The organism is Facklamia sp. P13064 (genome assembly GCF_050409425.1).
GTDB lineage: Bacteria > Bacillota > Bacilli > Lactobacillales > Aerococcaceae > Facklamia.
This window is the reverse complement of record NZ_JBNUPM010000013.1, coordinates 15,821-40,373: the sequence shown is the minus strand read 5'-3', so window position 1 is coordinate 40,373 and position 24,553 is coordinate 15,821. Positions and strand designations below refer to the sequence as shown.

Genomic DNA, 24,553 nt, shown 5'->3' with positions numbered 1-24,553 from the left:
GCTTTTTTTAAAAAGAAAGCAGGTGTTTTAAGTATTATTCTTAAATAATAGCTAGCACGATGAAGTTGATGATAAAGAGAACAATCGATACCCAAATAATTGGATGAACTTCTTTAGTTTGTCCTTTAGCTGTTTTAATGATTCCATAGAGAATGAATCCTGCTGCAATTCCGTTGGAAATGGAGTAGGTTAAACCCATAAAAACAGATGCGAAGAATGCCGGCACAGCATCTTCAAAATTCGACCAGTCAATATCGGATAGAGAGCTAACCATCAAAATCCCGACAATAATCAAGGCTGGTGCTGTTGCTTGTGCAGGAATTAAAGAGATGATTGGCGATAAGAAAGCAGAAAGAACAAAGCAAAGCGCTGTTACCACTGAAGTAAAGCCTGTACGACCTCCAGCTCCAATCCCAGCAGATGACTCGACAAAGGTTGTAGTATTGGAAGTACCTAGAATTGCTCCAAAAATTGTCCCTACTGAGTCGCCGAACAAGGCTTTATCCATCTTAGAAGTGAATCCTGAACCGGATTCTAAAGCTAATTGATCGGCTTTTGAAAAGATACCTGAGCGTAAACCAGTACCAATAAAGGTACCAATTGTATCAAAAACATCAGAAAGTGAAAAAGCAAAGATTGTCATTAAAACAATTGGTAAGCGAGTAAGATCGCCAAATAGAGAAGGGATTCCTGCACTGGTGAAAATTACGCCAAAAATTTGCCCAAGGTCAGCAAAAGCAGAAGAGAGAGAATTATCGGCGAATGAAACTTGTCCTAAGTCAACCACATTGGTTAGGAAAGCTAATACAGTTGTAACAGCGATACCAATTAAAATGGCTCCTTTAGACTTTCTCATCATTAGGATAATGGTGACAATTATACCAACAACTGCAATTAAGGCACCTGGTTGGGTGAAATTAACCAATTCTGGGACAATACCACCATCAGTTACAACGCTGAATACTCCACCAGAGATTGTTTCCGCCATAGGATCTCCATTATTGACAGAGATAATATTCCCGGCACCTGAGGTGAATTGTAAAAGACCAGCATTTTTTAAACCGATATAGCCGATGAAAATACCGATACCAGCAGAAATAGCATGTTGTAAAAATGCAGGAATTGAAACGATTAATAATTTACGAATTTTAGTGATAGTGATTAAAACGTTCAAGATTCCACAAATGAATACCATGGATAGTGCCTCTTGCCAAGTGAATCCTAAGGCAAAAACAACCGTATAGGTAAAGAATGCATTTAATCCCATCCCGGGAGCTAAGGCGTAAGGAACATTAGCAAATATTCCAATGAATAAAGTTGAAATAGCAGCAGCAAAAATAGTAGCTAGAAATACTCCTTGTGCCGGCATACCTGCTTGTGACAAAATGGCTGGATTGACGAACATGATATAAGACATAGCAAGAAAGGTAGTGATTCCTGCTTGTATCTCTGTTCCTAGGTCCGTATTGTTCTCAGAAAACTTAAAATAATTGCGAATGGCTTCCATTGAATTCCTCCTCAAATTGATGAAATGATTGTAACAAAGATAGTTGTCTTTCGGAAGAGCATAAAAATATATAATCTTTTGTTAAATTTAAATGTTCGGCTTTTTTTACTAAAGAATGTGTTTTCATTTCATTGAAGCAATCTTTAGTTTTTCCTATACTGAGTAGGTATTTAAACTTAGGAGGTAGGCCATTGAATGATATGACAACCGGATCCTCCATTAAAAAGATTATTCGTTTTTCGATTCCTTTAATAATGGGGAATTTATTCCAATTATTTTACAATATGGTAGACACTTTTATAGTGGGGCGAAGTATTGGTTTAAATGCTTTAGCAGGAGTTGGATTAGCTGGTATTGCGGAATTAGTCATGAGGGTTATTGCCGCTTTTGTATTAACTCCTATGATTGGATTTTCTGGAACGGTCTTATCTAATCCGATGGCTTGGTTAGGTTCATTAATTATTTTAATACTAGCATTCTATCGTAAACACTATGAGTTGAAACAGTTGAGAGATTTATAGACCATTCGAGAAGCAAGGCTAAATATGATAAAATAAAGAGGCTAATATTTAAAAAGGAGAATGAAATGAAAATTATATCTTGGAATATTGATTCACTAAACGCTGCATTGACCAGTGATTCTAATCGAGCCATCCTGTCTCGAGAAGTTTTGATTAAACTCAACGCTTTGCAAGCAGATGTAATAGCTATTCAAGAGACTAAGTTATCTGCTAAGGGACCAACCAAAAAACATAAAAAGGTTATAGAGGAACTATTCCCTAATTATCAAATAGCTTGGCGTTCTTCTCAAGAACCAGCTCGTAAGGGATATGCTGGAACGATGTTTATGTATAAGAAAGACTTAAAAGCTGAAGTTTCTTATCCAGAAATTTCTTGTCCTCATCCAATGGATTATGAAGGTAGAATAATGACATTGGAATTTGCTGATTTTTACCTTACTAATGTATATACTCCAAATGCTGGAAGCGAGTTAAAGAGACTAGAGGATCGTCAGATTTGGGATGAAAAGTATGCTGATTATTTAGTATGTTTAGACCAAGTAAAGCCTGTGATTGCGACAGGTGATTTTAATGTAGCTCATAAAGAAATTGACTTGGCTCATCCAGACAGAAATCACTTTTCTGCAGGCTTTACAGATGAAGAGCGTCAAGGATTTACTAATCTTTTAAACAAAGGTTTCACGGATACTTTTCGTCATTTACATGGTCCAGTAGAAGGCGTTTATACTTGGTGGGCCCAAAGGGTTCGAACAAGTAAACAGAATAATTCAGGCTGGAGAATTGATTATTTCTTAGTGAGTGATCGAATCGCTGATAAAGTTCAAAGATCTGAAATGATCGATTCAGGCGAGCGTCAAGATCATACCCCCATCTTATTAGAAATAGATTTATAAAAGTGAAAGGAGTCGATAACATTGGCAGGACATTCTAAGTGGAATAATATAAAAAATCGTAAGGGTGCCCAGGATGCTAAAAGAGGGAAACTCTTCCAAAAATTATCACGGGAAATTTATATGGCAGCTAAACAGAGCGGAGGGGATCCGGACACTAATCCCGCTTTGCGTTTAGCTATGGACAAGGCTAAAGCCAATAACATGCCAAATGATAATGTCGATCGAGCCATTAAAAAGGCGACGACCTCCTCTGAAGGAGAGAATTATGATGAAGTGATATATGAGGGCTTTGGCCCTCAAGGGGTAGCTATTTTGACCGAAGCATTGACTGATAATCGTAACCGAACTATGACCAATGTCAGGATTGCTTATAATAAAAATGGTGGTAATATTGGAGAATCCGGAACGGTTAATTACCTGTTTGATCGCAAAGGCTATATTGTTTTAGAAAGAGAAAAGAACAATCTAGATGAAGATGAAATGTTGATGCTTGTTCTAGAAGTGGGCGGCGAAGACTTAGAAAGTTCTGAAGAAGTTTTTGAGATTTATACGGATCCCAGTGAATTAGCCAAGGTAAGAGATAAATTGTTGCAAGAAGGGCTAGTGATTTATACAGCTGAATTAACCTTAATACCCAAAACTTTTGTCAATCTATCAAAAAAAGATTATGAGGTACTGACAACCATTGTTGATGCTCTAGAAGATGATGACGATGTGTCTGAAGTGTTTCATAATGGTCAACTTGATGAATAAAAAACTCGAGATATTTTCTCGAGTTTTTTTAATATGTTTTTTTGCTTGACAGAATGTATTTAGATGGTAACATATAGTGGTGATAACTAGATAAAAGGGGTGCTAAGTGACGATAAAAATTGAGAAGATATTAGCTTTCCATTGTCCTTCATGGGATGAATTACCTAAACAGTCCATGTTCAACCAAGAAGTGGTTGAATATATTCAAGATTGTTTGGGCCCAATCATGAATGACGAAGTAGCAATGACTTCCACGATGATTCAAAATTATTCTAAATGGGGTGTCATCCCTAAAATCAAGGGTAGGAAGTATGGACGTCAACAGATAGCCTTTCTTTTAATTATTGCTATCTATAAACGTATTTTGCCTATTGAAACCGTTCGAAGGGGCATTGAACTCCAAACGAGGAGGGTAACGATCGAAGAAGGGTTTGATTTGTTTTCAGAGTCAATTAACAATGCTGTTCAACGTGTTTTTAAAACGGTAGGTCAAAATCGTCCCTTTGTTGTTGAAGGAATTGAAATAAGTAAAAAAACCGAAGGTATTAATGCAGTATCACATGCATTTGCTACTAAATTACTAGCCGAATTGATTATTGAATCAGGTGGTTATGACCAGATAGGAGATTATAATGAATAAATTAGCTATTATTGCAGATACTTCACAAGACTTAAAGGCAGATCTTGCTGAACATTACGGTATTGAAATCATTCACTATATGTTGCAAATGGGAGATAAACACTATCGTGACTTGATTGATATTGATTCTAGGGAATTCTACGAACAGATGCAACATCATGACGTCTTATCGACTGGTATTCCGCCTATCCAAGAAATTATAGATCTTTTGGATCGTTTAGTAGAGAAGGGTTATACTCAAGCAGTAGTAATTACAGCATCTTTAAAATTAACCGGTATGCGTCAATTATATGAAGTAGTTAAAGAACAGTATAAAAACTTAGAAATTTTCATTTATGAATCCAATTATATTGCTTCAATCACTGGTTTACTTTCAATCTATGCTGCTGAACTCAGAGAAGATGGTAAGTCAGCTGAGGAAATTTTAGCTGAATTAGAAAGAGTGGAAAATAAAGCTGGTATTTACGCTCTGTTTAGAACGTTGAAATATGTTATTAAGGGTGGGAGGTTTAATAAGTATGCTGGTATGATTGGTGCTTTCTTTAATATTAATCCATTATTAACTATTCATAACGGTGAAATTGAAATCATTAATAAGGCAAGAGGGAAGAAAAGATCTTATGCAACCCTTTTAGCAGCAGCTAAAGAAAAATTGCAAGGAGCTAAACGCTACAAAATCGCTCTTTTTGCCGGCAATAATAACGAAGAAATCTCTCAATTACAAAAAGATTTGGCTGAAGAAATTGCTAATGCTGAAACATCCATTGTGACTGAATTAACTCCCGTTTTAGGAGTACATGCCGGACCTCAGTCAGTAGGTATTTCAATTCTTGTTATTGATTAAAAAAATAAAAAATGATGAGAAATTCCTAGCCTCATCGTTTTTACTTTGTAAGCGTATTATTTTGACTTGCTTGTTATTAGATTTCAGCTTAATATAATACTATATTCAAGGAAATGAGGAAAACGATGATTGAATTAAGCTTGACTAAAATAAGATCACTTATAGATCCTCGTCCATCTGATAGTTACAAAGGGAACTACGGACATAGTTTGATTATAGCAGGTAATGAACAGATGGCGGGGGCTGCAATATTAGCTGCTAGCGCCTGTGTTCATGTTGGTTCGGGCTTAACAAGTTTGCTAACTGCAAAGACTAATATAAATGTTTGTCATTTGCATACTCCAGAGATGATGGTTGGGAATTGGGCAGATCAAAATTTGAGGAAACAGTGGATTTCTAAAGCAAATCACGTGTTAATTGGCCCGGGCCTTGGTAGGAGTCAAGAAAGTATTGAGATATTAAGTGAAACGCTATCAAGTATCCAACCTAATCAAGTGTTAATTCTTGATGGAGATGCCATTAGCCTGTGGGCGAAAGAAGGTCCATTTTCTTGTAAAGGCCAATTAATCTTTACCCCTCATTTGGGTGAATGGCTAAAAATGCAAGAAGCGAACAATATCAATGATCCTCAGGAATTTTCAGATTCATATCAAGCTATCCTCGTATTAAAATCGCATCAAACTGAGATTTATCAGCCTTCCGGCTTATCTTATAGCAATATCCCGGGCAATGCAGGCATGGCAATAGGGGGAATGGGCGATACCTTAGCTGGTATGATATCTGGATTGATGGGACAGTCTTCATCCCCTTTGGGTGCTGTATTGATAGCTGCTTATATGCACACAGCGATTGCTAATCAAATTAATCAAAAAGAATTTATTGTGTTACCATCCAGATTAATAAAGCAAATTCCTGAATTTATGAAAGGTTTATTTGAATTGAAAGGTAATCGATTTGAACGAAGAATTTAAAGCCCAAAAACTAACTTTAAGCCCAAATAGTGATGAAAAAATGTGGATAGCTGAGATTGTGGGAGAAGATCCAGTCTATCGACTGAAAAGAGTATTTCTTCCTGAGTTTAAAAAGGGAACGTATCATTTATACGATGGTATTTATCAAATTCATGGAATCTATCCTGGAATCAGTCCTTTTAGTAAAGAATATTGTATCGTCAAGCACGGACATATGCAAAGAAAAATTCCACTCGAGAAAATTTATCAACTCCTACCTCAAATAGAATCACAAGAGAGTAGACGGAAAAAACGGCTCAAGCATCAAATTATTGAGAAGTTAAACGTAATAGGGAAAAAGTTGGAACATGAATTAGTCTGGCGAGACATTGATTATCAGAAGGATCAATTAGATAGTTTAGAGGATTCTCAACAATTATCTTTAACTTTAGGACAGTTAATTAAACAAGAAGAGAAGATTGTCGATTCATATAAAAAAGCAATTGAACGTGGTATTGATGGCTAAGCGTTCAGATTAAAGATTATATAGGGAGCGAAAAAATGAAATTTAATATTGATAGATTAAAACAGACTCTCGAAGAATACTCTCGTTTACTTGAAATGGTAATAGTTATAGCTATTACTTTAAGTGTCGCTGTAGGAATGATTGACTTATTTAAATACGGTTATTTAGTTTTACAAGCAGATGTTATAGAAACCTATTCTGTTTTTCAAAATTTTTTAGGTTATGCTTTGTTGCTTTTAGTGGGAATTGAGTTAATTTTTATGTTGCTTTTTCACTCTCCTAAAGCAGTTTTAGAACTGATCTTATTTGTAATTGCTAGAAAAATGCTGATTTATGCGCAAACAATGGAAGATTTGGTATTAGGATCCATAGCTATCTTTATTGTCTTTGCTACTGTTCACTTTTTGGTCAAGAACGAAGATGGCCATTTATTACGAAATGACGAGGAGTAAAAATACTATGAGAAAAGCCTATCCCCATGACTGGGAATAGGTTTTAATTTATTTTACATAGATAGCCTTTAAATCATCAATAAAGCTAAAGCGAAGAAGAAGCTCATCTGTATCTTCTTGGTTAAGCTCTTGGTCCATTTCAAAGATAGTAATAGCGGGGCCATTAATTTTAGCTCTTTGGTGTGTCATGTATGAGATGTTTATATCATGATCTTGTAGGAAGGTTGAAAGGCGACCGATTGTTCCAATTTTATCTTTATGACGGATAATTAAAGTAGGGCGTTCGCCAGAAAAGCGAACATCATATTCATCATATTTGTTGATTTCGATTTTTCCACCACCTACTGATGAGCCAATGATGGTGACGTGGTTATTTGGACCGAAGATATGAATACGAGCAGTATTAGGGTGATAGTTTCCTAGATTACGCTCGAGGAAATTAATCTTTAATCCACGTTCTTCAGCAATATCGCGTATATCAGCTATTTCTGAATCACGAGTCGTATAGCCTAAAACGCCGGCTATTAATGCTAGGTCAGTGCCATGACCTTGATAAGTTTTAGCAAAAGAATCCATTAGGGTGAATACGACTTCCTCAGGTTCTTCTCCTAGAAGTTGACGAGCAACATTACCGAGGCGAACGGCACCGGCAGTATGAGAAGATGAAGGACCGACCATTACTGGACCAATAATTTCGAAACCAGATTGGTAAGACGCGCTAACTCCATCCTCTAAAATCTTTTCACCTGTTCCAGATAACTCAACCTCAACATCAGCTACTAATTCATCTGAATTACCAAAGACCTGTTCTTTGATACGACGGGCAGTAGGAGTACCCGCTACACCACCAATGCCTGTTTCTCTTAATGATTCAGGGAGTTCATTACCAATAGCATCCATAGCGTCAATAACTTCATCCGAAGGAATAATGGATACCACATCAGCTAATGCCATATCAGCAGCAGCCATTGCAGTCAGTGCATGAAGTCCATTCCGAATGATACAAGGGATTTCTACTAAACCTGCAACAGGATCGCAAACAAGTCCGAGTGAGTTTTTAAGTGCTAATCCCACTGCATTACCAACTTGCTCAGGTGTTCCACCTTTCAATTCAACTAGGGCCCCAGCTGCCATAGAAGTGGCAGAACCCACTTCGGCTTGGCAACCTCCTTGGGCGCCGGAAATAGAAGCACGGTTAGCAATAACTAAGCCTAAAGCAGAAGCGGTAAACATCGCACGGACTAATTGTTCCTTTTCAAAATTTCCAGTATCAAGCATATGAACTAAACAAGCAGGTAAAATACCGGCAGAACCTGCCGTAGGGGTCGCAACAATTCTTCCCATTGAAGCATTCACTTCATTGACTGCCATCGCATTTGCGACAACTCTTAATGTGAAGGAATCGATTAAAGAGTCATCCTTTTGGGTATATTCAAAGACACGATGACCATCTCCACCAGTCACACCTGTATGACTCATAACAGACTCCAAAGTACCTTTTCTTACTGAATTGACCATGACATCAAACTGTTCTTCCATAGCAACTAACATTTCTTCCTCAGTAATTCCTCGTAATTCCATTTCATTTTGAATCATTACTTGAGAAATGGTTAGTTCTCTTTCATTAGCTTCATCAATTAAACCTTTTAAACTTGTAAATGACATAAAATCAACCCCAATCCAGATACTTATTTTTACTTAGTGCATTATAGCACAGCCTTACTTGTAATTTAACCTTTTTCAGAAAAATATGCTAGCGTAAATCGCTAGCATTGTTATTATATCTTTGTAAACGGATTCCATTTCTTACTGTTTTCGATACCTGTTTTTTTAACAGATTTAACGATGGTTTGGATAACTTTTAAACTGCCATCTTTAATAATTTGACCGAGCAATTTTGTGCTTTCAATGGTTGCAGACCGTTTGATAACTTGATTATCAGCATCTTTCAAGCTGCCCAAATAATCCATAGTAACAATTCCCACTCTTAAGGTTAGTAGGGCATTAATGGATCCTTCTAAAATCGAGTTGGCTATTAAATTAGTAATCGAAACAGAGCCTGGAATCATGGATAATAGACTGCCTCCAAGGATGGAAGAGATGAAAGGTTCCATTTGAGCTTCAATAAGATCTAAGTCTTCAATCCCTCTAGCCATTAAAATTGTGGTTGCAACATTAGTGTATATGGAAAGAACTTTTCCGAAACTCGGACGCGTATCATACACTTTGATCAAATGCCAAACCATTTTCATTAAAACAACTAGAACTGTAAGGGCATCTAAGGAACCATTTTGTGAGATAGCAGTTGTTAAGAAAACCATTTGAGCTTGTTTTTTGATTTCAATTAAGCCATGTTCTCTTAAAGAATGATGGGCCAAGTGAATTTGTTCTTCTGCGGATAAGTTTTCGTGAGCAAGCCAATCGTAATTCAGCTCTTTTAAAGTAGGGTTCTTAATTAGTTTGACTAAACTATCTTTTACATACTGATCGTATTCTTCTGGACCTGCTCCATCTGCTAAATCTATTTCTTTAGGCAACTTCATTAGTTCTCTCACAGTTAGGAATGTAAAATAAATTAACATAACAGCTAGAATAAAAATGACTGTGAGTGCTAAGAGAGGATGGATATAAGCTAAATTACGGTATAATTGCATAAATTGATTGAAAATAAAAATAATGGTTATAATTAAAAAAGTTGAGGCTACTACTTTCAGCCATTGGCGCCAATTATTCAAAAAATCACTCCTCGATTTTATAAGTTTAACATTTTAAATAGAAAGATTACTCCGACCATAGACTGACCGATTGAGTATAAAATTTAATCGGCTTGTGACCTTTTATTAAGGTGATATTTATAAGTATCCATAGCTGAATCCACGACAAAGACCGCTAAACCAATGGCAAGAGCAGTCACCAAGGCTTGATAAAAGGACTGACTAGCTGCAATCAAATTGTTTTGCATAAAGTATTCTGCAGTCTCGTAAATGGCAATTCCCGGTACATAAAGAAAGAAAGCAGGGATGTAAAAAACATTAACGACGGTTTTAAACTTACGTGACATCCACTGGCCCATAATACTTACAATAAGACTACCAATAAAAGTAGCGATAAAGGTATTGGTGTGACTTAGAACAAATAAATAAACAGCATATGAAATGATTCCCGGTATACCTGACCAATAAATGAATTTACGTGGAGCATTGACATTGATAGCTGCTGCTACAGTTGCTAGATAACTAGCAACGAGTCTTAATATTAAATGATTTAATTCCATAAGTTAATCACTCCATATGAGATAGCTAAGCCAATTCCGACACCCAAAGCAAGGCTCAATCCTTCCTTAAAAGCATCTATTAAACGAGTTATACCAGTAGAGTAATCCCCGTGAAGCAAATCACGGATTCCATTGGTAAAAGCCGTTCCGGGATAAAGTGGCATTAAAGTGGCACCAATAACAATATTTAGGTTAAAGCGGGTGGTTACATACCAATGGATAATGGGTAATACAAAGGCTAGTGAACTTGTCATTAAGACATTGACAGCAAAACGGTTGAGACCAAAGTTATCTTCTGATAGTTTAAAAAATAGAATCATGATGGTTGGAATTAGAGCAATCACCAAATCGCCTAAACCACCTTCTAATAAGATAACATAGGACATGATCAAAAGAATTGTCCAAACAAATTGGTTATGGGTGGTATATTCCTGGTCTTGAATGCTGTTTAGTTTCAAATAGGCTTCTTGTGGACTAATACTTTTGTCTAATAATTGACCAATGATTTCATTGACTTGATGGATGATGCGCATGTGATTTTTGCGGTTTTTCACCCTTACAATAATTGTGCTTCCCACCGGGCTTTCTTCTTTAAACTGACTACTTTGTAAAGCTAAAAATAGGCCAGAAGCAGATGAAAAGACAGCGGGTTGGTCAAAGTTACTTAATGAGAGAATTTGGTTAACTGTTCGCTCAACTCGATAACCTTCAGCTTCTGATTGAATCAAGAGGGTCCCAGCAAGAGTGGCTAGTTGAAGAATTGACTGTTCTCTTTTATCCATGAGCAAGCCCCTTTAGTTTTTTGTCTATTATAGCATATTCTCGATAACAGAATAGAAGTCTGAATCAGAGAAGTTGGATAAATCGTGTTACAATAATAAATAGAGGTGATGATTTGAAAATATCAAAAATTCAGGTTCAAAAAAAGAATAAGCAACGCTATTCTATTTTTATAGATAATCAGTTTGCTTTTGGAATCGATGAGGCAATTTTAATTAAGTTTGCTATCAGAAAAGGTTTAGCAGTCGATCAAGAGTTAATTAGAAAAATTTTAGAAGCTGAATTTCATTATCGTTTTTATCAAAAAACGCTAAACTATCTGTCTTATGGTTTGAAATCTGAACAAGAAGTACGTGATTATCTTGATAAAATGATAAAAGAGTCACAAAGTGAGAAGATGGAAGAAAGGCAGGATTTTTCTAAGGAATTGGAATCTAGTAACTGCAAAACGCCACTAGTTAATCCCGGTAAACAACAAAGGAATGTTGACTATGCATCTTTTGACATTTCAGAAAGTTTGATTGATCAAATTATTGACAAACTAAAAGAACAAAACTTAATTAATGATCTTATTTATGGCCAAGCCTATGTACGCACTCAAGCCAATATCAACCGTAAAGGGCCAAGAAACATTTCTTATGAGCTGAAAATGAAAGGTTTAAATGATCTATTAATTGAAGAAGCTTTAATGGAGTATCCAGAAAATTTGCAACGAGAAAACTTAAAAATGTTAGCGGATAAGTTTATTAAAAGTAAAAAACGATTGTCTTTAGCCATGCAAAAAACAAAGTTATACCAACACCTTAACCAAAAGGGCTATGATCGAACAATCATTCAAACCTTTCTAGATAATTATAAAATGGAAGGCGATCCTGAACTTCAGGAGGATCTGCTGGATAAAGAGGGGCAAAAAATTTTCCGCAAAAGATCCAAAAAACATGAAGGCTACGAACTTAAGCAGCGTCTAATTGTCGACTTGCGACAAAAGGGATTTGAATATCAAGACATTCAAAATTGGCTAGAGGATAATGAAAGTGTGATGAATATGAAAGGGGAGAATGAGTAGTTAAATGAGTAAATTTATAAGTAGTTATCTTGATTGGTCTCCTCAAAAAATTCAGAAGTTTCGCAAAACAGTATTAACTTGGTACGATGAAGAAGGGCGAGACTTACCATGGCGCCACAGCAAAGATCCCTATCAAATTTGGGTCAGTGAGATTATGCTGCAACAAACGCAAGTGAATACGGTTATCCCTTACTATGAGCGTTTTATAGACGAGTTACCAACTATTCAAGCTTTAGCTCAAAGTTCTGAAGAACAACTGCATCAGCTATGGCAAGGCTTAGGCTATTATTCAAGGGTAAGAAATATGCAATTTGCTGCTAAACAAATTATGAATGATTATGATGGCATCATGCCAAAAACCATGAAGGAGCTATTAAGTTTAAAAGGTATTGGACCTTATACAGCAGCAGCTATCGGCTCGATTGCCTTTGGTTTAGTTGAGCCTGCCATTGATGGCAATTTAATGCGTATTATCGCTCGCTTATTTGAAGTAGAGGAAGATATTGGTCAAGCAAAAAACCGTAAAGTTTTTAAAGCCATATTAGACCCTCTGATTGACCCCAAACGACCGGGTGACTTTAATCAAGCTTTGATGGATATTGGAGCTACCGTTATGACACCAAGCAATTACCGGCCTGAAAACCATATCTTAGAAGAATTTGATCAATCTTATCAAAATGGAACGAGTCATCTTTATCCAGTTAAACATAAGAAGACTAAGCAGATAAGACAAGAATGGCTTGCTTATAAAATTATAAATAAAGAAGGGAAAGTTTTAATGCGTCAGCATCAAACCGGAGAATTATTGTTCGGCTTATGGCACTATCCTTTAGTAGAAGTCGATTTGCTAGCTTTAAAAGATGCAAATGAAGTTAAAGAGGCATTCTTTTATACTTATCTCAAGCCAGATGAAATGGTAATGGAATCTGTTGTAGAAGAAATTCAGCAATACTTTAAAGTCAAGATAGAAAAGCTTACTCCAGCAATAAAACATGTTTTTAGCCATCGAATTTGGCAAGTTGGCATTTTAGCGGTCAATTTTGAAAGTAGTGGACAGCAATTACTTGATCAGCTTCATCTAAATGATAGTAGCTTTCGGTGGGTAGCAGAGAGTGATATAAGTCAATTGGCCTTGTCCTCACTGCAGATAAAATTATTAGATAGTAATAAAGCATCTTCTAATGATGACTTACGACTTTTTTAAATGATGCATCAAACAAATAAGTTTTAAAAAATTTAGACCCCTAGCAAAAAGAGCTAGAGGTCTTTTGATTACAAACGATATATTTTAATTATTAAAAGTCATAGGCTTCTTCTTCTTTTTGGCGTTTTAATTCCATAGCTTGGCTAAATAATAAAGTATCTTTAATTAAACCATCTAAACGGTAATGGATGTTTTGATTAATTATTTCACCTTGATGATAGTCAGCTTCTTCAATAAAGACATAAGAAGGAATAACCATAGCTTTCATATATGAAAGTATAGGCTTCAATTGATATTCGGCAATTAAGTAGTGTTTAGGACTACCTGCTGTAATCACCATTCCAACTGTTTTGTCTCTTAAAGCATTTTGTGGTAAAAGATCGAAAATATTTTTAAGTGTGGCTGGGATGGAGGCTTGGAAGATTGGACTACCAATTATGATAGCATCAGCTTCCATGATTGCTTTTGTAACATAAGCACTATCGCCAGTAAGTTCAACATAGTGATGACCATCCGCGAATTCAATATCTTTTTCAGCTAGATCAATCAACTCCACATCAAAGTCTGAATAGTTTGTTTGAATAATCTCTTTAGTGAGGTTCATAGCAATGCGAGTTTTACTACCCATCTTCGAACCAGAAAGTAAAATTAATCTCATTATTCCACTTCCTTTTCCTTGGTCAATTCTTGGACCGTCTCTCTAAATTTAGCGTGATCGGTTGGCTCAGCTTGATCGGCAGCTTTTTGACCAGTATAGCGGCGAACAGCGGGTAAAACTTTAGCCTCTAAAAGTTCTAAGTTCTTCATTAGATGTTCGAAAGGAATTCCACCAAAATCAATTTGAGCCACATAACGGCTGATACCGAAAGTTTCATATTGATAGAGAATTTTCTCAACGATTTCTTGCGGACTTCCAACGTTAAGAATATCATTAAGGTTTTCTGATTGGGCAAAAGCTCGCTTAGGAAATTCTTGACCATTTGAGAAGGTAAAGCCTTTAGAAATGAAAGTATAGGCTTCTTGTCTGGCTTTTTGTGAAGTTTCAGCTACGTATAGCATTCCAGCAGTTGCCACAGGGAAATCTTGGCTTTGATAGCCACTTTCTTCTAAGGCTTCCCGATAAGACTGAATATTAGCTAAATGAATATCGACTGGTCCAGTTAAATGTGCTAAGAAGATAGGGGCTCCTTGACGTCCGGCTTGAATAGCAGATGTGCGATGGCCGCCAACTGCGCGCCAAATTGTCAGTTTACGATTTTGATAAGGTCGAGGTAGAATGGAAGCATTCTTCAAAGGTGCTCTAAATTCTCCCTCCCAATTTATAATTAAATCTTCATTAATCTGACGTAAAAGTTCAAATTTTTCTTCGAATAAGGCTTCATAATCGCGCATATTATAGCCTAATAAATCAAAAAGACCTACACGTGAAGCGCGTCCTGCAATGATCTCCATTCTTCCTTTTGAAATAAGATCCAGGGTAGCAAAATCTTCAAAGATGCGAACGGGATCTGAAGTTGAAACGATGGTTGCAGCAGAAGAAAGTTTAATTTTAGAAGTTGCTTGAGCAATAGCTGCTAAGATAACTGTATGCGCTTGGCTAGTAAAATAAGGTTGGTGACTTTCACCGACACTAAAAAGATCTAAGCCAGCCGCTTCTGCTTCAATACCATAACGAATAATTTCATTGACTCTTTGTTCTTGTGAAATACGGTCGCCAGTAATTGGATGAGGTACATGATCACCTAAAGTATATATACCAATTTCTAGTGGTTTTTTGGGGGAAGTGCTTGAATTCATAATAAGCTTCCTTTCTTTTTTTTATTGAACAAATTATAGCATAAATCTCGAATTTTAGGAAATAATTTATTTTAAGGAGAGAATAAGCTTTCTCTTATAAAATGAAATTTGCTCCCATAAAGACAAGCGAGTATGATATAATATTCAAGGAAAAGTTGATAGCCGAATGGCTAATTATTTACACAATAGAAAGTAGGTTCAGTGATGAAGCAGCCCAGAGAAGGTGAATTCATTACTGTTAAAAGTTATAAACACGATGGTTCTTTGCATCGAACATGGCGCGATACGATGGTTTTAAAGACCAGTGAGCAGTCTATTATTGGGTGCAATGATCATACTTTAGTGATCGAATCAGATGGTCGTCGATGGGTGACACGAGAAGCTGCAATTGTATATTACCATCAACATTTTTGGTTTAATATTGTAGCGATGATTCGTAAAAGAGGTGTCACTTATTATTGTAATCTTGCCTCTCCATATGTTATGGACAAGGAAGCGTTAAAATATATTGATTATGATCTTGATATAAAAATGTTTCCAGATGGTGAGAAGCGATTGTTAGATTTAGATGAGTATGAAGTACATAGTCGACGTTATAATTATCCAGTCGAAATTGATCGCATTTTGAAATATAACATTCAAGAGCTGGTCCGTTGGATTGAGGAAAAAAAAGGTCCTTTTAATCCGGCCTTTATCGATATTTGGTATGAACGTTATTGTCAATTGTCACATCGCAAACGTTATAAATAGTTAATAGTAGAATTCACTGAGAGAGATTTTGTGTAAAACGCAATAGAAGCGATAGTAAATCGTTATTCTATTGCTTTTTTTTAAAATAAAGGATGAGAGAGTGAAGGTATGTATACAAAAGAGAGGATTAAAGAATTAGATCAAATGGCATATTTAGGTGCATTAGGAGCTATCTATTCACCTGATAAAACAGTATTTAAAGTATGGGCACCAACTGCTCGCTCCATCCAATTAATTGTTTTTGAAGGTTATTATGGTCAAGTTAAAGATGAACACCTCATGGTTAAGCAAGGCCCTGTATTCCAAATAGAATTAGCAGGGGACCATCATCAAACAACCTACCGCTTTCGTATTGATTTCAAAGACGGGAGCCAAAAGGAAACAATCGATCCATACGCTCGAGCATGTACAGTTAATGGTAGGAGATCAGTCGTAGTTGATTTGAAAAAAACCAATCCAGCAGGCTGGTCGAAAAGGATGCCGTCTTTTCCTCGAGACGAAGCTATGGTTATTTATGAAGTGAATGTACGCGACTTAACGATTCAAGGCGAATCTGGCATTACTGATAGAGGAAAGTATCTAGGATTGACTCAAACCGACACACGAAATCCTGAAGGGGATTCCACAGGGTTAGACTATCTAAGTGAGTTGGGAGTGACCCATTTAGAATTTTTACCTCTTTTCGATTTTGACTCTATCGATGAAACCTTTGAGCAACCAAATGAATATAATTGGGGTTACGATCCTTATAACTACAATATTCCAGAAGGCTCTTACGCAACAGATCCTTATGATCCTATTGTTAGAATTAAAGAATTAAAACAAATGATTCATGCTATTCATCAAAAAGGGATGCGTGTCATTATGGATGTTGTTTATAATCATGTCTACCAAGTTGAAAACCATCCTCTCCACTTAACAGTCCCGCACTATTATTTTCGCTATGACCAATCTGGACAGTTAACTAATGGCAGTGGCGTGGGAAATGATACAGCATCTGAACGTGTGATGATGCAAAAGTTCATCGTAGACTCTGTTCAATACTGGGCAAGTGAATTTCATATCGATGGATTTCGCTTTGATTTAATGGGTTTGCATGATATTGAGAGTTTAAAAGCTGTTCGAGAAGCTCTTGATGCAATTGACCCTAGTATAATTATTTTAGGTGAGGGTTGGGATATGGCTAGTCCCATTCCACCAGATCAAAAAGCTAATTTAAATAATGCTTATAAAATGCCTAGAATAGCTCAATTTAATGATGGGATCCGAGAGGCTATAAAAGGGAATGATTTTAATCCTGAGGCAAGGGGGTTTATTAATGGTGCTTGGTACATGGAAGAACCACTAGTTAATAATTTTCTAGCTCGCTATGATTCTGAAAAATTTAATAATCCCATGCAAGTGATTCAATATTGTGAAGCACACGATAATTATACACTCTATGATCGGTTAATGATGGCTGACCCTTATCATCTACCGGAAATTATTATAAAAAAACAGCAATTAGGATTGGCTTTAGTCTTGCTAGCCCAAGGGATTCCCTTTATTCATGCTGGTCAAGAATTTTTAAGAAGCAAGCAAGGAGTCAGAGATTCTTATAACCGACCAGATGCTATTAATCAAATCGATTGGTCTCTAATGACTCAACATTGTAAAACGGTGGAATTCGTAAAGGGTTTAATTCAATTAAGAAAAGAAGAGCCTCTTCTACGCCAAACTAGCTATGAGAGCTTACGTTGTTCGACAGAAGTAATTCAAGCTTCAGACCAAATCATGGCGGTTCGTTATGCCGGTAAAAGCTATGATCTCTTGTTAATGTTTAATGGTGGTGAAGAATATGCGCACTTTAATGTTCCTTTAGGCAATTATACGATGTTAGTTTACGATGATGTTGTTGATCTTGAAGAAAATGAATATCTTAATCAAATTAAATCGATTAATTTGCTTCCATATTCAACGACGGTTATTAAACGTTTAAAAAAGAGAACAAAATAAATATAATTCAAAAGAGCGTGAAGATTCCTTTTAATCCTTACGCTTTTTTGTGTGAAGTTTTTGACATTTAGTCGTGCTTAGTGTAAGTTTAATAGGCTTTCAGAAAATATAAAAGGAGACTAAAATTGGATAGCGCCAGACCTATTGAAATAGGTGACGAGGATGAGTTTATCGAATTTTCGGCGGATGACTCAAGGCTGTGCAGTCTTTAAGAATAGTTAAAACAAGATCGCGAGAACTTGGACAGAGTCTATTCTATGCACCGAAAGCATAAAATATTGAAAGAAATGAGGCGTATTTTATGTGCGGAATTGTTGGATTTATTGGTGAAGGAAATGTACAAAGAATTATACTTGATGGATTGGCAAAATTAGAATACCGTGGTTATGATTCGGCCGGACTTTATCTTTTAGATCAAGAAGGTAGGGGTCATCTTTTTAAAGAGAAAGGTAGAATTGCCGACCTTGAAAGGGCAATAAATCAAGAATTTAACTCTAGTATTGGTATTGGTCACACACGGTGGGCAACCCACGGTTCTGCTAATAGAGAAAATGCTCACCCCCATCAATCTAATTCTGATCGCTTTACTTTAGTCCATAATGGTGTGATTGAAAACTATTTAGACTTAAAGAAAACTTACTTAAGTGAAGTATCATTAAAGTCACAAACAGACACAGAAGTAATTGTTGCTTTAATTGCTAACTTCTCACAAGAAGGAATATCTACCAAAGAAGCATTAAAAAAGGTGCTTCAATTGATAGAAGGCTCTTATGCTATTGGATTAATTGATAAAGAAGACCCCACAACTCTTTATGCTGCTAAGAAAAAATCACCATTATTAGTGGGCATGGGAAACGATTTCAATGTAATTGCATCGGATGCAATGGCAACGATTGATTTGACCAGTGAATATATTGAAATTCACGACGGTGAATTATTGATGATTCAATCGGATGGCATTTTAATTGAGGACTTATCGGGTCAAGTCATTGACCGTTCTTCTTATATTGCAGACTTAGATGCTAGTGATCTTGATAAAGGAACTTATCCGCACTATATGCTTAAAGAAATGGATGAGCAAGCTGCTGTAGTTCGTAAAAATATTCTTTATTATCAGAATCAAGATAGTGAATTTACTATTGAAGCTGACCTTTTATCTGAAATTAAGCAAGCGGATCGTCTTTATATTTTAGCTTGTGGGACTTCTTATCATGCAGGTTTAGTAGGTAAAGTGATGATTGAAGACTTGGCGAAAATACCAGTGGAAGTTCATCTTTCATCAGAGTTTTCTTATCACTTGCCGCTATTAAGTCAAAGACCTTTCTTTATATTTATTTCTCAATCAGGCGAAACAGCTGATAGTCGACAAGCTTTAGTGAAAGTCAATGAATTAAACTATCCATCTTTAACTATAACTAATGTCAAGGGATCTACTCTCTCGAGAGAATCGGATTATACACTTTTATTGAATGCAGGACCGGAAATTGCTGTGGCTTCTACAAAGGCTTATACAGCTCAATTAACAGTCTTAGCGATTTTAGCAGATGTTCTTGCAAGCCAAAAGGATTTCTCAATGAAACATGAGTTATCATTAGTTTCTCAAGCCATTGAAAGGGTCCTTACTCAAAAAGAGGCTTTAAATTCTTGGGTAAAAAATGGACTTGCAGATAAAGTGCATGCTTTCTATTTAGGGCGTCATATGGATTATTTAGTAGCCATGGAAGCAGCTCTTAAACTAAAAGAAATCTCATACATTCACACCGAAGCTTTTGCTTCAGGAGAATTAAAACATGGAACAATTGCTTTAATAGAAGAGGGAACGCCTGTTACTGCATTAATAACTGACCCAGTAACAGCTTCCATTACGCGGTCTAGTTTAGAAGAAGTGAAAGCGCGCGGAGCCAAAACGTTTGTAATAGCAAGTGAACCATACGCAAGTGAAGGAGACTTTGTTCTTCCATCTGTGCATCCGCTCTTAACTCCAATTGTGAGTGTGGTTGCTTGCCAAATGATTGCCTATTTAGCAACAGTTGAACGGGGGCTTGATGTAGATAAACCACGTAATTTAGCTAAATCGGTAACGGTGGAGTAATTTATAAAAAAGATGAGAAATGACTGAGGTTTTATCCACAGAAATTTAATTAAAAAGTCATCTGAAGGTTCTGTTTTTTAAATCGAATAAACGCTATAATAGATAATGAAATATAAAATTAGGAGCGAATAAATGAAACCGTCAATTTCAAAACTTCAGCTACAGGTGAAACCATGGGCACTTGCCTATTCCATCTTTATGGTTACTTTAGGCTGTCTCGTCTATGCTGCTGGGGTAAACAGTTTTGTAATCCCCAATCATTTTGGTAATGGTGGAGTGGCAGGTATCGCGATTATCTTAAAATATATCAAGGATATTCCTACTGGGACCACAAACCTCATTATAAATTCTTTTATTCTATTGATTGGTTATCGATTTCTTGAAAAACGTACATTAATTTTTACAATTTATGCCATGATTGTAACCTCCTGGGCTTTAAACACTGTCTTTCCACCTGTTTTTATTTCAGAAAACCGGCTAATTTCGGCAATGGCAGGCGGAGTTGTAATGGGTATTGGTTTAGGATTAATTCTTAAAGGACATGGTTCTTCGGCTGGAACAGATATTATCGCCATGATTTTAAAGAAATACCTTGGGATTAATTTTGCCACAGCTACCTTTTTATTAAACATGTCAATTGTCTTAGCTTCTGGGTTTGTTATAGGTGCTGAAAACACTATTGTTACTATTTTTATGAAATTTTTAACCTCAGCTGCCTTAGAATTTGTTACGGATGGCTTTAGTCGTCGGAAGGCAATGTTAATTATTACTAAAGAACCAGAACAAGTTTGTCAGATGATTACCGAAGAAATTGCAAGAGGGATCACTGTTTTCAGAGCTTATGGTTATTACACCCATAAGGAAAAAGAAGTGTTATATATTGTTGTATCTAAACAGCAAGTGGTGAAAATAGAGCGACATATTGCTTCAATTGATCCAAATGCTTTTGTTACAGTTAGTGATGTTCAAGAAGTTATTGGACAAGGATTTACTTTTTATAATCCTAATAATAAAAATCGCCGTTTTTACGATGAATAATAAAAGAACTCGTCTTCAAAATTGGAAGGCGATTTTTTGGACGAGATAAAAATTAGAGTCAATTTTATAATACTGTGAGCTAATTATGCTATGTATTCTTTAATGAATGACGGAGGGAAAATGATGATTAAAGTATATGGTTTAAAGCAATGTTCAACTTGTCGCAAGATTATGAAGTATTTGCAGGAAAATGGTTTGGAATTGACTGAGATAGAAGATATTCGCGACAATCCCCCCTCTCTTTCGGAATTAAAAGTGGCTTATCAATCGACAGATGGCAATATTCGCAAAATGCTAAATACTTCTGGACAGGTCTACCGAGATATGAAATTAAAAGACCGTTTAGATAGTATGTCTTCTGAAGAAGTTTTAAAGCTAATGAGTAAAAACGGTATGCTAATTAAAAGACCATTTTTAATTGAAAAAGAAAAGGCAAGTAGTGGTTCTAATTTAAAAATAATTAACCGAGTGTGGGAAATTAACAAAGCTTAAAACATAAAAAGAGGTTATCAACTATATAGTGATAGCCTCTTTTTTAAAAGAATGATGTTAACCAATGTAAAATATAAGTTGTTCCAAAACCATAACAAGCTAAGGAAACAGGTTTGCCAAATAGCAAGGATAAAATGAAGTACTTGCGAGTCATAGTAGTGATTCCAGCTCCATAACAGAGAATATCAGCTGGCGAGAAGGGAAAAAACATTAAAAAAGTAAAAAGCCAATTTCCCATGTTTTTTCTTTCGTAAAGTCTGATCATTTTACCATAAGACTTATCGCCGAGTATGGCTCGGACAGTAGGTTTTCCATATCTTCTACCAATCCAAAAGTTGACCCAAGATCCGAGATAGATGGGTAACAAATTGAGGACGAAACCCCAAAAGGGACCAAAGGCTAAGATTCCGATGGGAATAGTAATCGCTCCCGGCATAACTGGAATAATGGTTTGGGCTATCTGAATGATAATAAAAATCAAGGGCGCCCAAAAGCCAAAACCTTTAATCATTACTAGCATTTTTCTCTCGTCGGTAAAAACACCTGCTTGAATTCCCCACATAACTAATATGAAAGTAACTATGAGTCCCAAAATATTGAGGAAATGCATCCATTTTCGGGTTAAAATTTGTCTTTTTTCATCCATCGGGTCACACTCCTCAAAAACATTTTAACATATGTTGATGATATGACAATCATAGATGAAAATTAACCAAAATCAGACAGACTTAAGTCTTAATTAATTGATTGATCGGACTGAAAAGGTTCAACCGATAATTGATAGTTACGAATATAATTGATAAAGTTTTTAACGGATTCAGGAAGGTGTGTATTTTTACGATAAACCAAGTAAAAGTTTCGTATAGAATTCACTCCTTCAATATCGAAGGTTAAAACTTCTTTATGTTTCACATCAGGCTGAACAGCTAGCTCTGATAGAATGGAAATCCCAACCCCCAACTTAATAAATTGTTTTATCGTTTCATTATTATTTACTTCAAAAACTTTATTCAGTTTGAGTGGATCGATATCCAACTCTCTCAGTATCAATGCTGATTCTTTAAGTGTTCCTGAACCTTCCTCGCGAGTAATGAAAGGTTTTTCTAAGATCTTCTTAATTGGATAAGCTGTTTCTTTATATTGTATGAATTCTTGATTATAAGGGGTAACAATGACTAATTTATCCGAAAAGAGCTTCTCAAAAGTCAAGTTACTATTCATCGATTGAGAGCCAACAATACCAATATTTAAAGACCCTAGGGCAATATCATTAATAATATCAATGGTATCACTTTGGTGAAGGGAGACCCGCATCTCTTTATTATCTTTGGCAAATTCCGAAAGAGCTAACGGAAGAAGATAAGAAGCAGCAATGGATGAGGCACCGATTGTGATTTCATGGTTGTTTCTTTGAGAAAAGGTGGTTTCAATGTTACGTGACATTTTTAATAAGGATTGTGCGTACTTATAAAATTCCTGTCCTTGGGTAGTTAATTCATGGCTTTTAGTTGTGCGTGAAATTAATTCGATGCCTAATTCATTTTCCAATTGTTTAATGTGCAAAGAGACAGTTGGTTGAGAGAGGTAGAGTTGGTTAGCAGCTTCTGAAAAACTACCCCATTCTACTATTGTTATAAAGGTTTGGATTTGTTTTAATTCCACAAAAGTCACTACTTTCTGATATCGATTTAATATTTATTTTTGATTTTAAGGTGAGAGAGGTATTTATTAGAAAAAATAATAAATAATTGTCGAATCGTTTAAAATTACTCAGATAGATCTTTTTGAATGTCTTTAAGACATTCAACGGCGACCATGAGGTCTTCTTTTTTCGTATAATGCGATAGTGAGAATCGCACAACTCCTTGTTCCTTGGTTCCTAATGCTTCATGCATTAAAGGAGCACAGTGACCACCACCTCGTGTTATAATTTCAGCTCGGTCAATTAGTTCTTCAACTACGATGGCCGAGTCAAAATCGCCTAGATTAATTGAAAGAATTCCACAGCGGTCTACAGTAGGATTAAAATGACCATAAAATTTTATTTGGGGAATGGATTGAAGTTCCTTATAAAAGATGTTTAAGAGATTCCTTTCATAATCTCTTACTTTATTCACTCCATAATCAATTAAATAATTTACACCTGCTGCAAGACCAGCAATTCCATGACTATTTAAAGTTCCGGCTTCTAAGCGTGAGGGGTAATCAAGAGGTTGATGATGACTAAAGGTATCAATGCCTGTTCCACCTGATTTTAGTGGATGAATCTCTACATCTGGGTGAACATATATACCACCAGTTCCTTGCGGACCTAAAAGACTTTTATGTCCTGTAAAACAAAGAACATCTATGTCCAAAGCTTCTACGTCGATAGGTATACAGCCAATTGTCTGTGAGGCATCTACAATACCTAAAAGATTGTGTTGGTGTAGAATTTGAGTGATTTCCTTGATCGGATTAATGTCACCAGTAACATTGGAAGCATGAGTGATGACCATTCCTTTGGTGTTGCTTTGAATGGTATTATTTACTGTTGCCGGATCAATAATTCCTTTCGAATTGATGCCTAAAATAGTCAGTTCAAGACCATTTTCTTCTAGTTCATAGAGAGGTCTTAGAACGGAATTATGTTCCATGACAGTCGTAATAACATGGTCACCTTTCTTAAATAATCCTTTAATAACTGTATTTAAACTATCTGTAGCGTTATGAGTGAAAATTATTTGCCGAGGGTCTTTGCCGTTAATCAATTGATTCAAAGATTGACGGGCTTGAAAAATGCTTCGAGAAGCTTGCATGGCTGAATCCGAAGAACCTCTGCCAGCATTGCCAGAATGCTGAATGGCGTCAATGACCGCATCAATGACTACTTGAGGTTTATTTAGGGAAGTGGCTGCATTATCTAAATAAATCATAAGATCTTCTCCTCTTTAAAATTTATATTATCATTCCCATTATATCTTAATAGATAAGGGCCTT

At 36.0% G+C, this 24,553-nt stretch carries 25 protein-coding genes; 15 read left to right on the top strand and 10 right to left on the bottom strand.

Annotation, left to right across the window (positions count from 1 at the left end):
- Window positions 1-40 precede the first annotated feature (40 nt).
- Entirely contained in the window at window positions 41-1,507 is a 1,467-nt protein-coding gene (locus ACQV2S_RS06635) for an NCS2 family permease (protein WP_428872752.1), read from the bottom strand.
- Between the two features lie 191 nt (window positions 1,508-1,698).
- Here ACQV2S_RS06635 and ACQV2S_RS06630 point away from each other — a divergent pair, with 191 nt between their 5' ends.
- The 8 genes from ACQV2S_RS06630 (at window position 1,699) to ACQV2S_RS06595 (ending at window position 7,086) form a co-directional block, all read left to right on the top strand.
- Window positions 1,699-2,028: a hypothetical protein gene (locus tag ACQV2S_RS06630; protein WP_428872753.1), complete on the top strand. Its 330-nt coding sequence runs from the start codon at window positions 1,699-1,701 to the stop codon at window positions 2,026-2,028.
- Between the two features lie 65 nt (window positions 2,029-2,093).
- Complete coding sequence (locus ACQV2S_RS06625) at window positions 2,094-2,921, top strand: exodeoxyribonuclease III (protein WP_428872754.1); 828 nt, start codon at window positions 2,094-2,096, stop codon at window positions 2,919-2,921.
- Between the two features lie 21 nt (window positions 2,922-2,942).
- On the top strand, window positions 2,943-3,674 hold the full coding sequence (locus ACQV2S_RS06620; protein ID WP_428872755.1) for a YebC/PmpR family DNA-binding transcriptional regulator: 732 nt from the start codon (window positions 2,943-2,945) through the stop codon (window positions 3,672-3,674).
- 106 nt (window positions 3,675-3,780) lie between these two features.
- Complete coding sequence (locus ACQV2S_RS06615) at window positions 3,781-4,314, top strand: DUF1836 domain-containing protein (RefSeq protein ID WP_428885238.1); 534 nt, start codon at window positions 3,781-3,783, stop codon at window positions 4,312-4,314.
- On the top strand, window positions 4,307-5,158 hold the full coding sequence (locus ACQV2S_RS06610) for a DegV family protein (RefSeq protein ID WP_428874896.1): 852 nt from the start codon (window positions 4,307-4,309) through the stop codon (window positions 5,156-5,158). The genes ACQV2S_RS06615 and ACQV2S_RS06610 overlap by 8 nt, the downstream gene beginning before the upstream one ends.
- Before the next feature lie 125 nt (window positions 5,159-5,283).
- Window positions 5,284-6,129, top strand: a complete 846-nt coding sequence (locus tag ACQV2S_RS06605; protein ID WP_428885237.1) for an NAD(P)H-hydrate dehydratase — start codon at window positions 5,284-5,286, stop codon at window positions 6,127-6,129.
- Window positions 6,113-6,634, top strand: a complete 522-nt coding sequence (locus ACQV2S_RS06600; protein WP_428885236.1) for a hypothetical protein — start codon at window positions 6,113-6,115, stop codon at window positions 6,632-6,634. The genes ACQV2S_RS06605 and ACQV2S_RS06600 overlap by 17 nt, the downstream gene beginning before the upstream one ends.
- A 35-nt stretch (window positions 6,635-6,669) precedes the next feature.
- Entirely contained in the window at window positions 6,670-7,086 is a 417-nt protein-coding gene (locus tag ACQV2S_RS06595) for a hypothetical protein (protein ID WP_428872761.1), read from the top strand.
- 48 nt (window positions 7,087-7,134) lie between these two features.
- On the opposite strand, the gene sdaAA is transcribed toward ACQV2S_RS06595, so the two are convergent.
- The 4 genes from sdaAA to ACQV2S_RS06575 all read right to left on the bottom strand — a co-directional run bounded on the left by sdaAA (window position 7,135) and on the right by ACQV2S_RS06575 (window position 11,142).
- Window positions 7,135-8,751, bottom strand: coding sequence for an L-serine ammonia-lyase, iron-sulfur-dependent, subunit alpha (gene sdaAA, locus ACQV2S_RS06590; RefSeq protein ID WP_428885234.1), 1,617 nt, complete (start codon window positions 8,749-8,751; stop codon window positions 7,135-7,137).
- 113 nt (window positions 8,752-8,864) lie between these two features.
- The gene (locus ACQV2S_RS06585) at window positions 8,865-9,821 is read right to left on the bottom strand and encodes a DUF697 domain-containing protein (protein ID WP_428872762.1); all 957 of its coding nucleotides are present in this window, start codon (window positions 9,819-9,821) and stop codon (window positions 8,865-8,867) included.
- Between the two features lie 83 nt (window positions 9,822-9,904).
- Window positions 9,905-10,360, bottom strand: coding sequence for a threonine/serine exporter family protein (locus ACQV2S_RS06580; protein ID WP_428872763.1), 456 nt, complete (start codon window positions 10,358-10,360; stop codon window positions 9,905-9,907).
- Complete coding sequence (locus ACQV2S_RS06575; protein WP_428885233.1) at window positions 10,351-11,142, bottom strand: threonine/serine ThrE exporter family protein; 792 nt, start codon at window positions 11,140-11,142, stop codon at window positions 10,351-10,353. Before ACQV2S_RS06575 ends, ACQV2S_RS06580 begins: the two co-directional genes overlap by 10 nt.
- 113 nt (window positions 11,143-11,255) lie before the next feature.
- On the opposite strand from ACQV2S_RS06575, the gene ACQV2S_RS06570 reads away from it, so the two are divergent.
- Window positions 11,256-12,206, top strand: a complete 951-nt coding sequence (locus ACQV2S_RS06570; protein WP_428885232.1) for a RecX family transcriptional regulator — start codon at window positions 11,256-11,258, stop codon at window positions 12,204-12,206.
- 4 nt (window positions 12,207-12,210) lie between these two features.
- On the top strand, window positions 12,211-13,410 hold the full coding sequence (mutY, locus tag ACQV2S_RS06565) for an A/G-specific adenine glycosylase (protein WP_428872766.1): 1,200 nt from the start codon (window positions 12,211-12,213) through the stop codon (window positions 13,408-13,410).
- 91 nt (window positions 13,411-13,501) lie between these two features.
- Here the strand turns inward: mutY and ACQV2S_RS06560 are convergent, their stop codons facing one another.
- Entirely contained in the window at window positions 13,502-14,068 is a 567-nt protein-coding gene (locus ACQV2S_RS06560; RefSeq protein WP_428872767.1) for an NADPH-dependent FMN reductase, read from the bottom strand.
- On the bottom strand, window positions 14,068-15,207 hold the full coding sequence (locus tag ACQV2S_RS06555) for an LLM class flavin-dependent oxidoreductase (RefSeq protein WP_428874894.1): 1,140 nt from the start codon (window positions 15,205-15,207) through the stop codon (window positions 14,068-14,070). Before ACQV2S_RS06555 ends, ACQV2S_RS06560 begins: the two co-directional genes overlap by 1 nt.
- Window positions 15,208-15,411: 204 nt before the next feature.
- On the opposite strand from ACQV2S_RS06555, the gene ntdP reads away from it, so the two are divergent.
- From ntdP to ACQV2S_RS06530, 5 genes are all read left to right on the top strand, one after another.
- Entirely contained in the window at window positions 15,412-15,957 is a 546-nt protein-coding gene (ntdP, locus tag ACQV2S_RS06550; RefSeq protein ID WP_090289229.1) for a nucleoside tri-diphosphate phosphatase, read from the top strand.
- Between the two features lie 108 nt (window positions 15,958-16,065).
- On the top strand, window positions 16,066-17,952 hold the full coding sequence (gene pulA, locus ACQV2S_RS06545; protein WP_428872769.1) for a type I pullulanase: 1,887 nt from the start codon (window positions 16,066-16,068) through the stop codon (window positions 17,950-17,952).
- 301 nt (window positions 17,953-18,253) lie between these two features.
- On the top strand, window positions 18,254-20,044 hold the full coding sequence (gene glmS / locus ACQV2S_RS06540; RefSeq protein ID WP_428885231.1) for a glutamine--fructose-6-phosphate transaminase (isomerizing): 1,791 nt from the start codon (window positions 18,254-18,256) through the stop codon (window positions 20,042-20,044).
- Between the two features lie 132 nt (window positions 20,045-20,176).
- A complete protein-coding gene (locus ACQV2S_RS06535) occupies window positions 20,177-21,082 on the top strand; it encodes a YitT family protein (protein ID WP_428872773.1) in 906 nt (301 codons plus the stop codon).
- A 120-nt stretch (window positions 21,083-21,202) separates the two neighbouring features.
- A complete protein-coding gene (locus ACQV2S_RS06530) occupies window positions 21,203-21,574 on the top strand; it encodes a Spx/MgsR family RNA polymerase-binding regulatory protein (RefSeq protein ID WP_428872774.1) in 372 nt (123 codons plus the stop codon).
- Between the two features lie 43 nt (window positions 21,575-21,617).
- Here ACQV2S_RS06530 and ACQV2S_RS06525 read toward each other — a convergent pair whose 3' ends face one another.
- From ACQV2S_RS06525 to ACQV2S_RS06515, 3 genes are all read right to left on the bottom strand, one after another.
- Complete coding sequence (locus ACQV2S_RS06525; RefSeq protein ID WP_428872776.1) at window positions 21,618-22,220, bottom strand: TVP38/TMEM64 family protein; 603 nt, start codon at window positions 22,218-22,220, stop codon at window positions 21,618-21,620.
- Window positions 22,221-22,309: 89 nt separating this feature from the next.
- Window positions 22,310-23,236, bottom strand: coding sequence for a selenium metabolism-associated LysR family transcriptional regulator (locus ACQV2S_RS06520; RefSeq protein ID WP_428872777.1), 927 nt, complete (start codon window positions 23,234-23,236; stop codon window positions 22,310-22,312).
- Between the two features lie 104 nt (window positions 23,237-23,340).
- On the bottom strand, window positions 23,341-24,489 hold the full coding sequence (locus ACQV2S_RS06515; RefSeq protein ID WP_428875766.1) for an aminotransferase class V-fold PLP-dependent enzyme: 1,149 nt from the start codon (window positions 24,487-24,489) through the stop codon (window positions 23,341-23,343).
- Window positions 24,490-24,553: the final 64 nt, after the last annotated feature.

Coding starts and splice junctions, on each gene's coding strand:
- ACQV2S_RS06625 (WP_428872754.1), top strand. CDS start 2,094: ATGAAAATTATATCTTGGAATATTGATTCACTAAACGCTGCATTGACC.
- ACQV2S_RS06635 (WP_428872752.1), bottom strand. CDS start 1,507: ATGGAAGCCATTCGCAATTATTTTAAGTTTTCTGAGAACAATACGGAC.
- mutY (WP_428872766.1), top strand. CDS start 12,211: ATGAGTAAATTTATAAGTAGTTATCTTGATTGGTCTCCTCAAAAAATT.
- ntdP (WP_090289229.1), top strand. CDS start 15,412: ATGAAGCAGCCCAGAGAAGGTGAATTCATTACTGTTAAAAGTTATAAA.
- sdaAA (WP_428885234.1), bottom strand. CDS start 8,751: ATGTCATTTACAAGTTTAAAAGGTTTAATTGATGAAGCTAATGAAAGA.
- pulA (WP_428872769.1), top strand. CDS start 16,066: ATGTATACAAAAGAGAGGATTAAAGAATTAGATCAAATGGCATATTTA.
- ACQV2S_RS06605 (WP_428885237.1), top strand. CDS start 5,284: ATGATTGAATTAAGCTTGACTAAAATAAGATCACTTATAGATCCTCGT.
- ACQV2S_RS06580 (WP_428872763.1), bottom strand. CDS start 10,360: ATGGAATTAAATCATTTAATATTAAGACTCGTTGCTAGTTATCTAGCA.
- ACQV2S_RS06535 (WP_428872773.1), top strand. CDS start 20,177: ATGAAACCGTCAATTTCAAAACTTCAGCTACAGGTGAAACCATGGGCA.
- ACQV2S_RS06515 (WP_428875766.1), bottom strand. CDS start 24,489: ATGATTTATTTAGATAATGCAGCCACTTCCCTAAATAAACCTCAAGTA.
- ACQV2S_RS06610 (WP_428874896.1), top strand. CDS start 4,307: ATGAATAAATTAGCTATTATTGCAGATACTTCACAAGACTTAAAGGCA.
- ACQV2S_RS06555 (WP_428874894.1), bottom strand. CDS start 15,207: ATGAATTCAAGCACTTCCCCCAAAAAACCACTAGAAATTGGTATATAT.
- ACQV2S_RS06560 (WP_428872767.1), bottom strand. CDS start 14,068: ATGAGATTAATTTTACTTTCTGGTTCGAAGATGGGTAGTAAAACTCGC.
- ACQV2S_RS06595 (WP_428872761.1), top strand. CDS start 6,670: ATGAAATTTAATATTGATAGATTAAAACAGACTCTCGAAGAATACTCT.
- glmS (WP_428885231.1), top strand. CDS start 18,254: ATGTGCGGAATTGTTGGATTTATTGGTGAAGGAAATGTACAAAGAATT.
- ACQV2S_RS06530 (WP_428872774.1), top strand. CDS start 21,203: ATGATGATTAAAGTATATGGTTTAAAGCAATGTTCAACTTGTCGCAAG.
- ACQV2S_RS06575 (WP_428885233.1), bottom strand. CDS start 11,142: ATGGATAAAAGAGAACAGTCAATTCTTCAACTAGCCACTCTTGCTGGG.
- ACQV2S_RS06525 (WP_428872776.1), bottom strand. CDS start 22,220: ATGGATGAAAAAAGACAAATTTTAACCCGAAAATGGATGCATTTCCTC.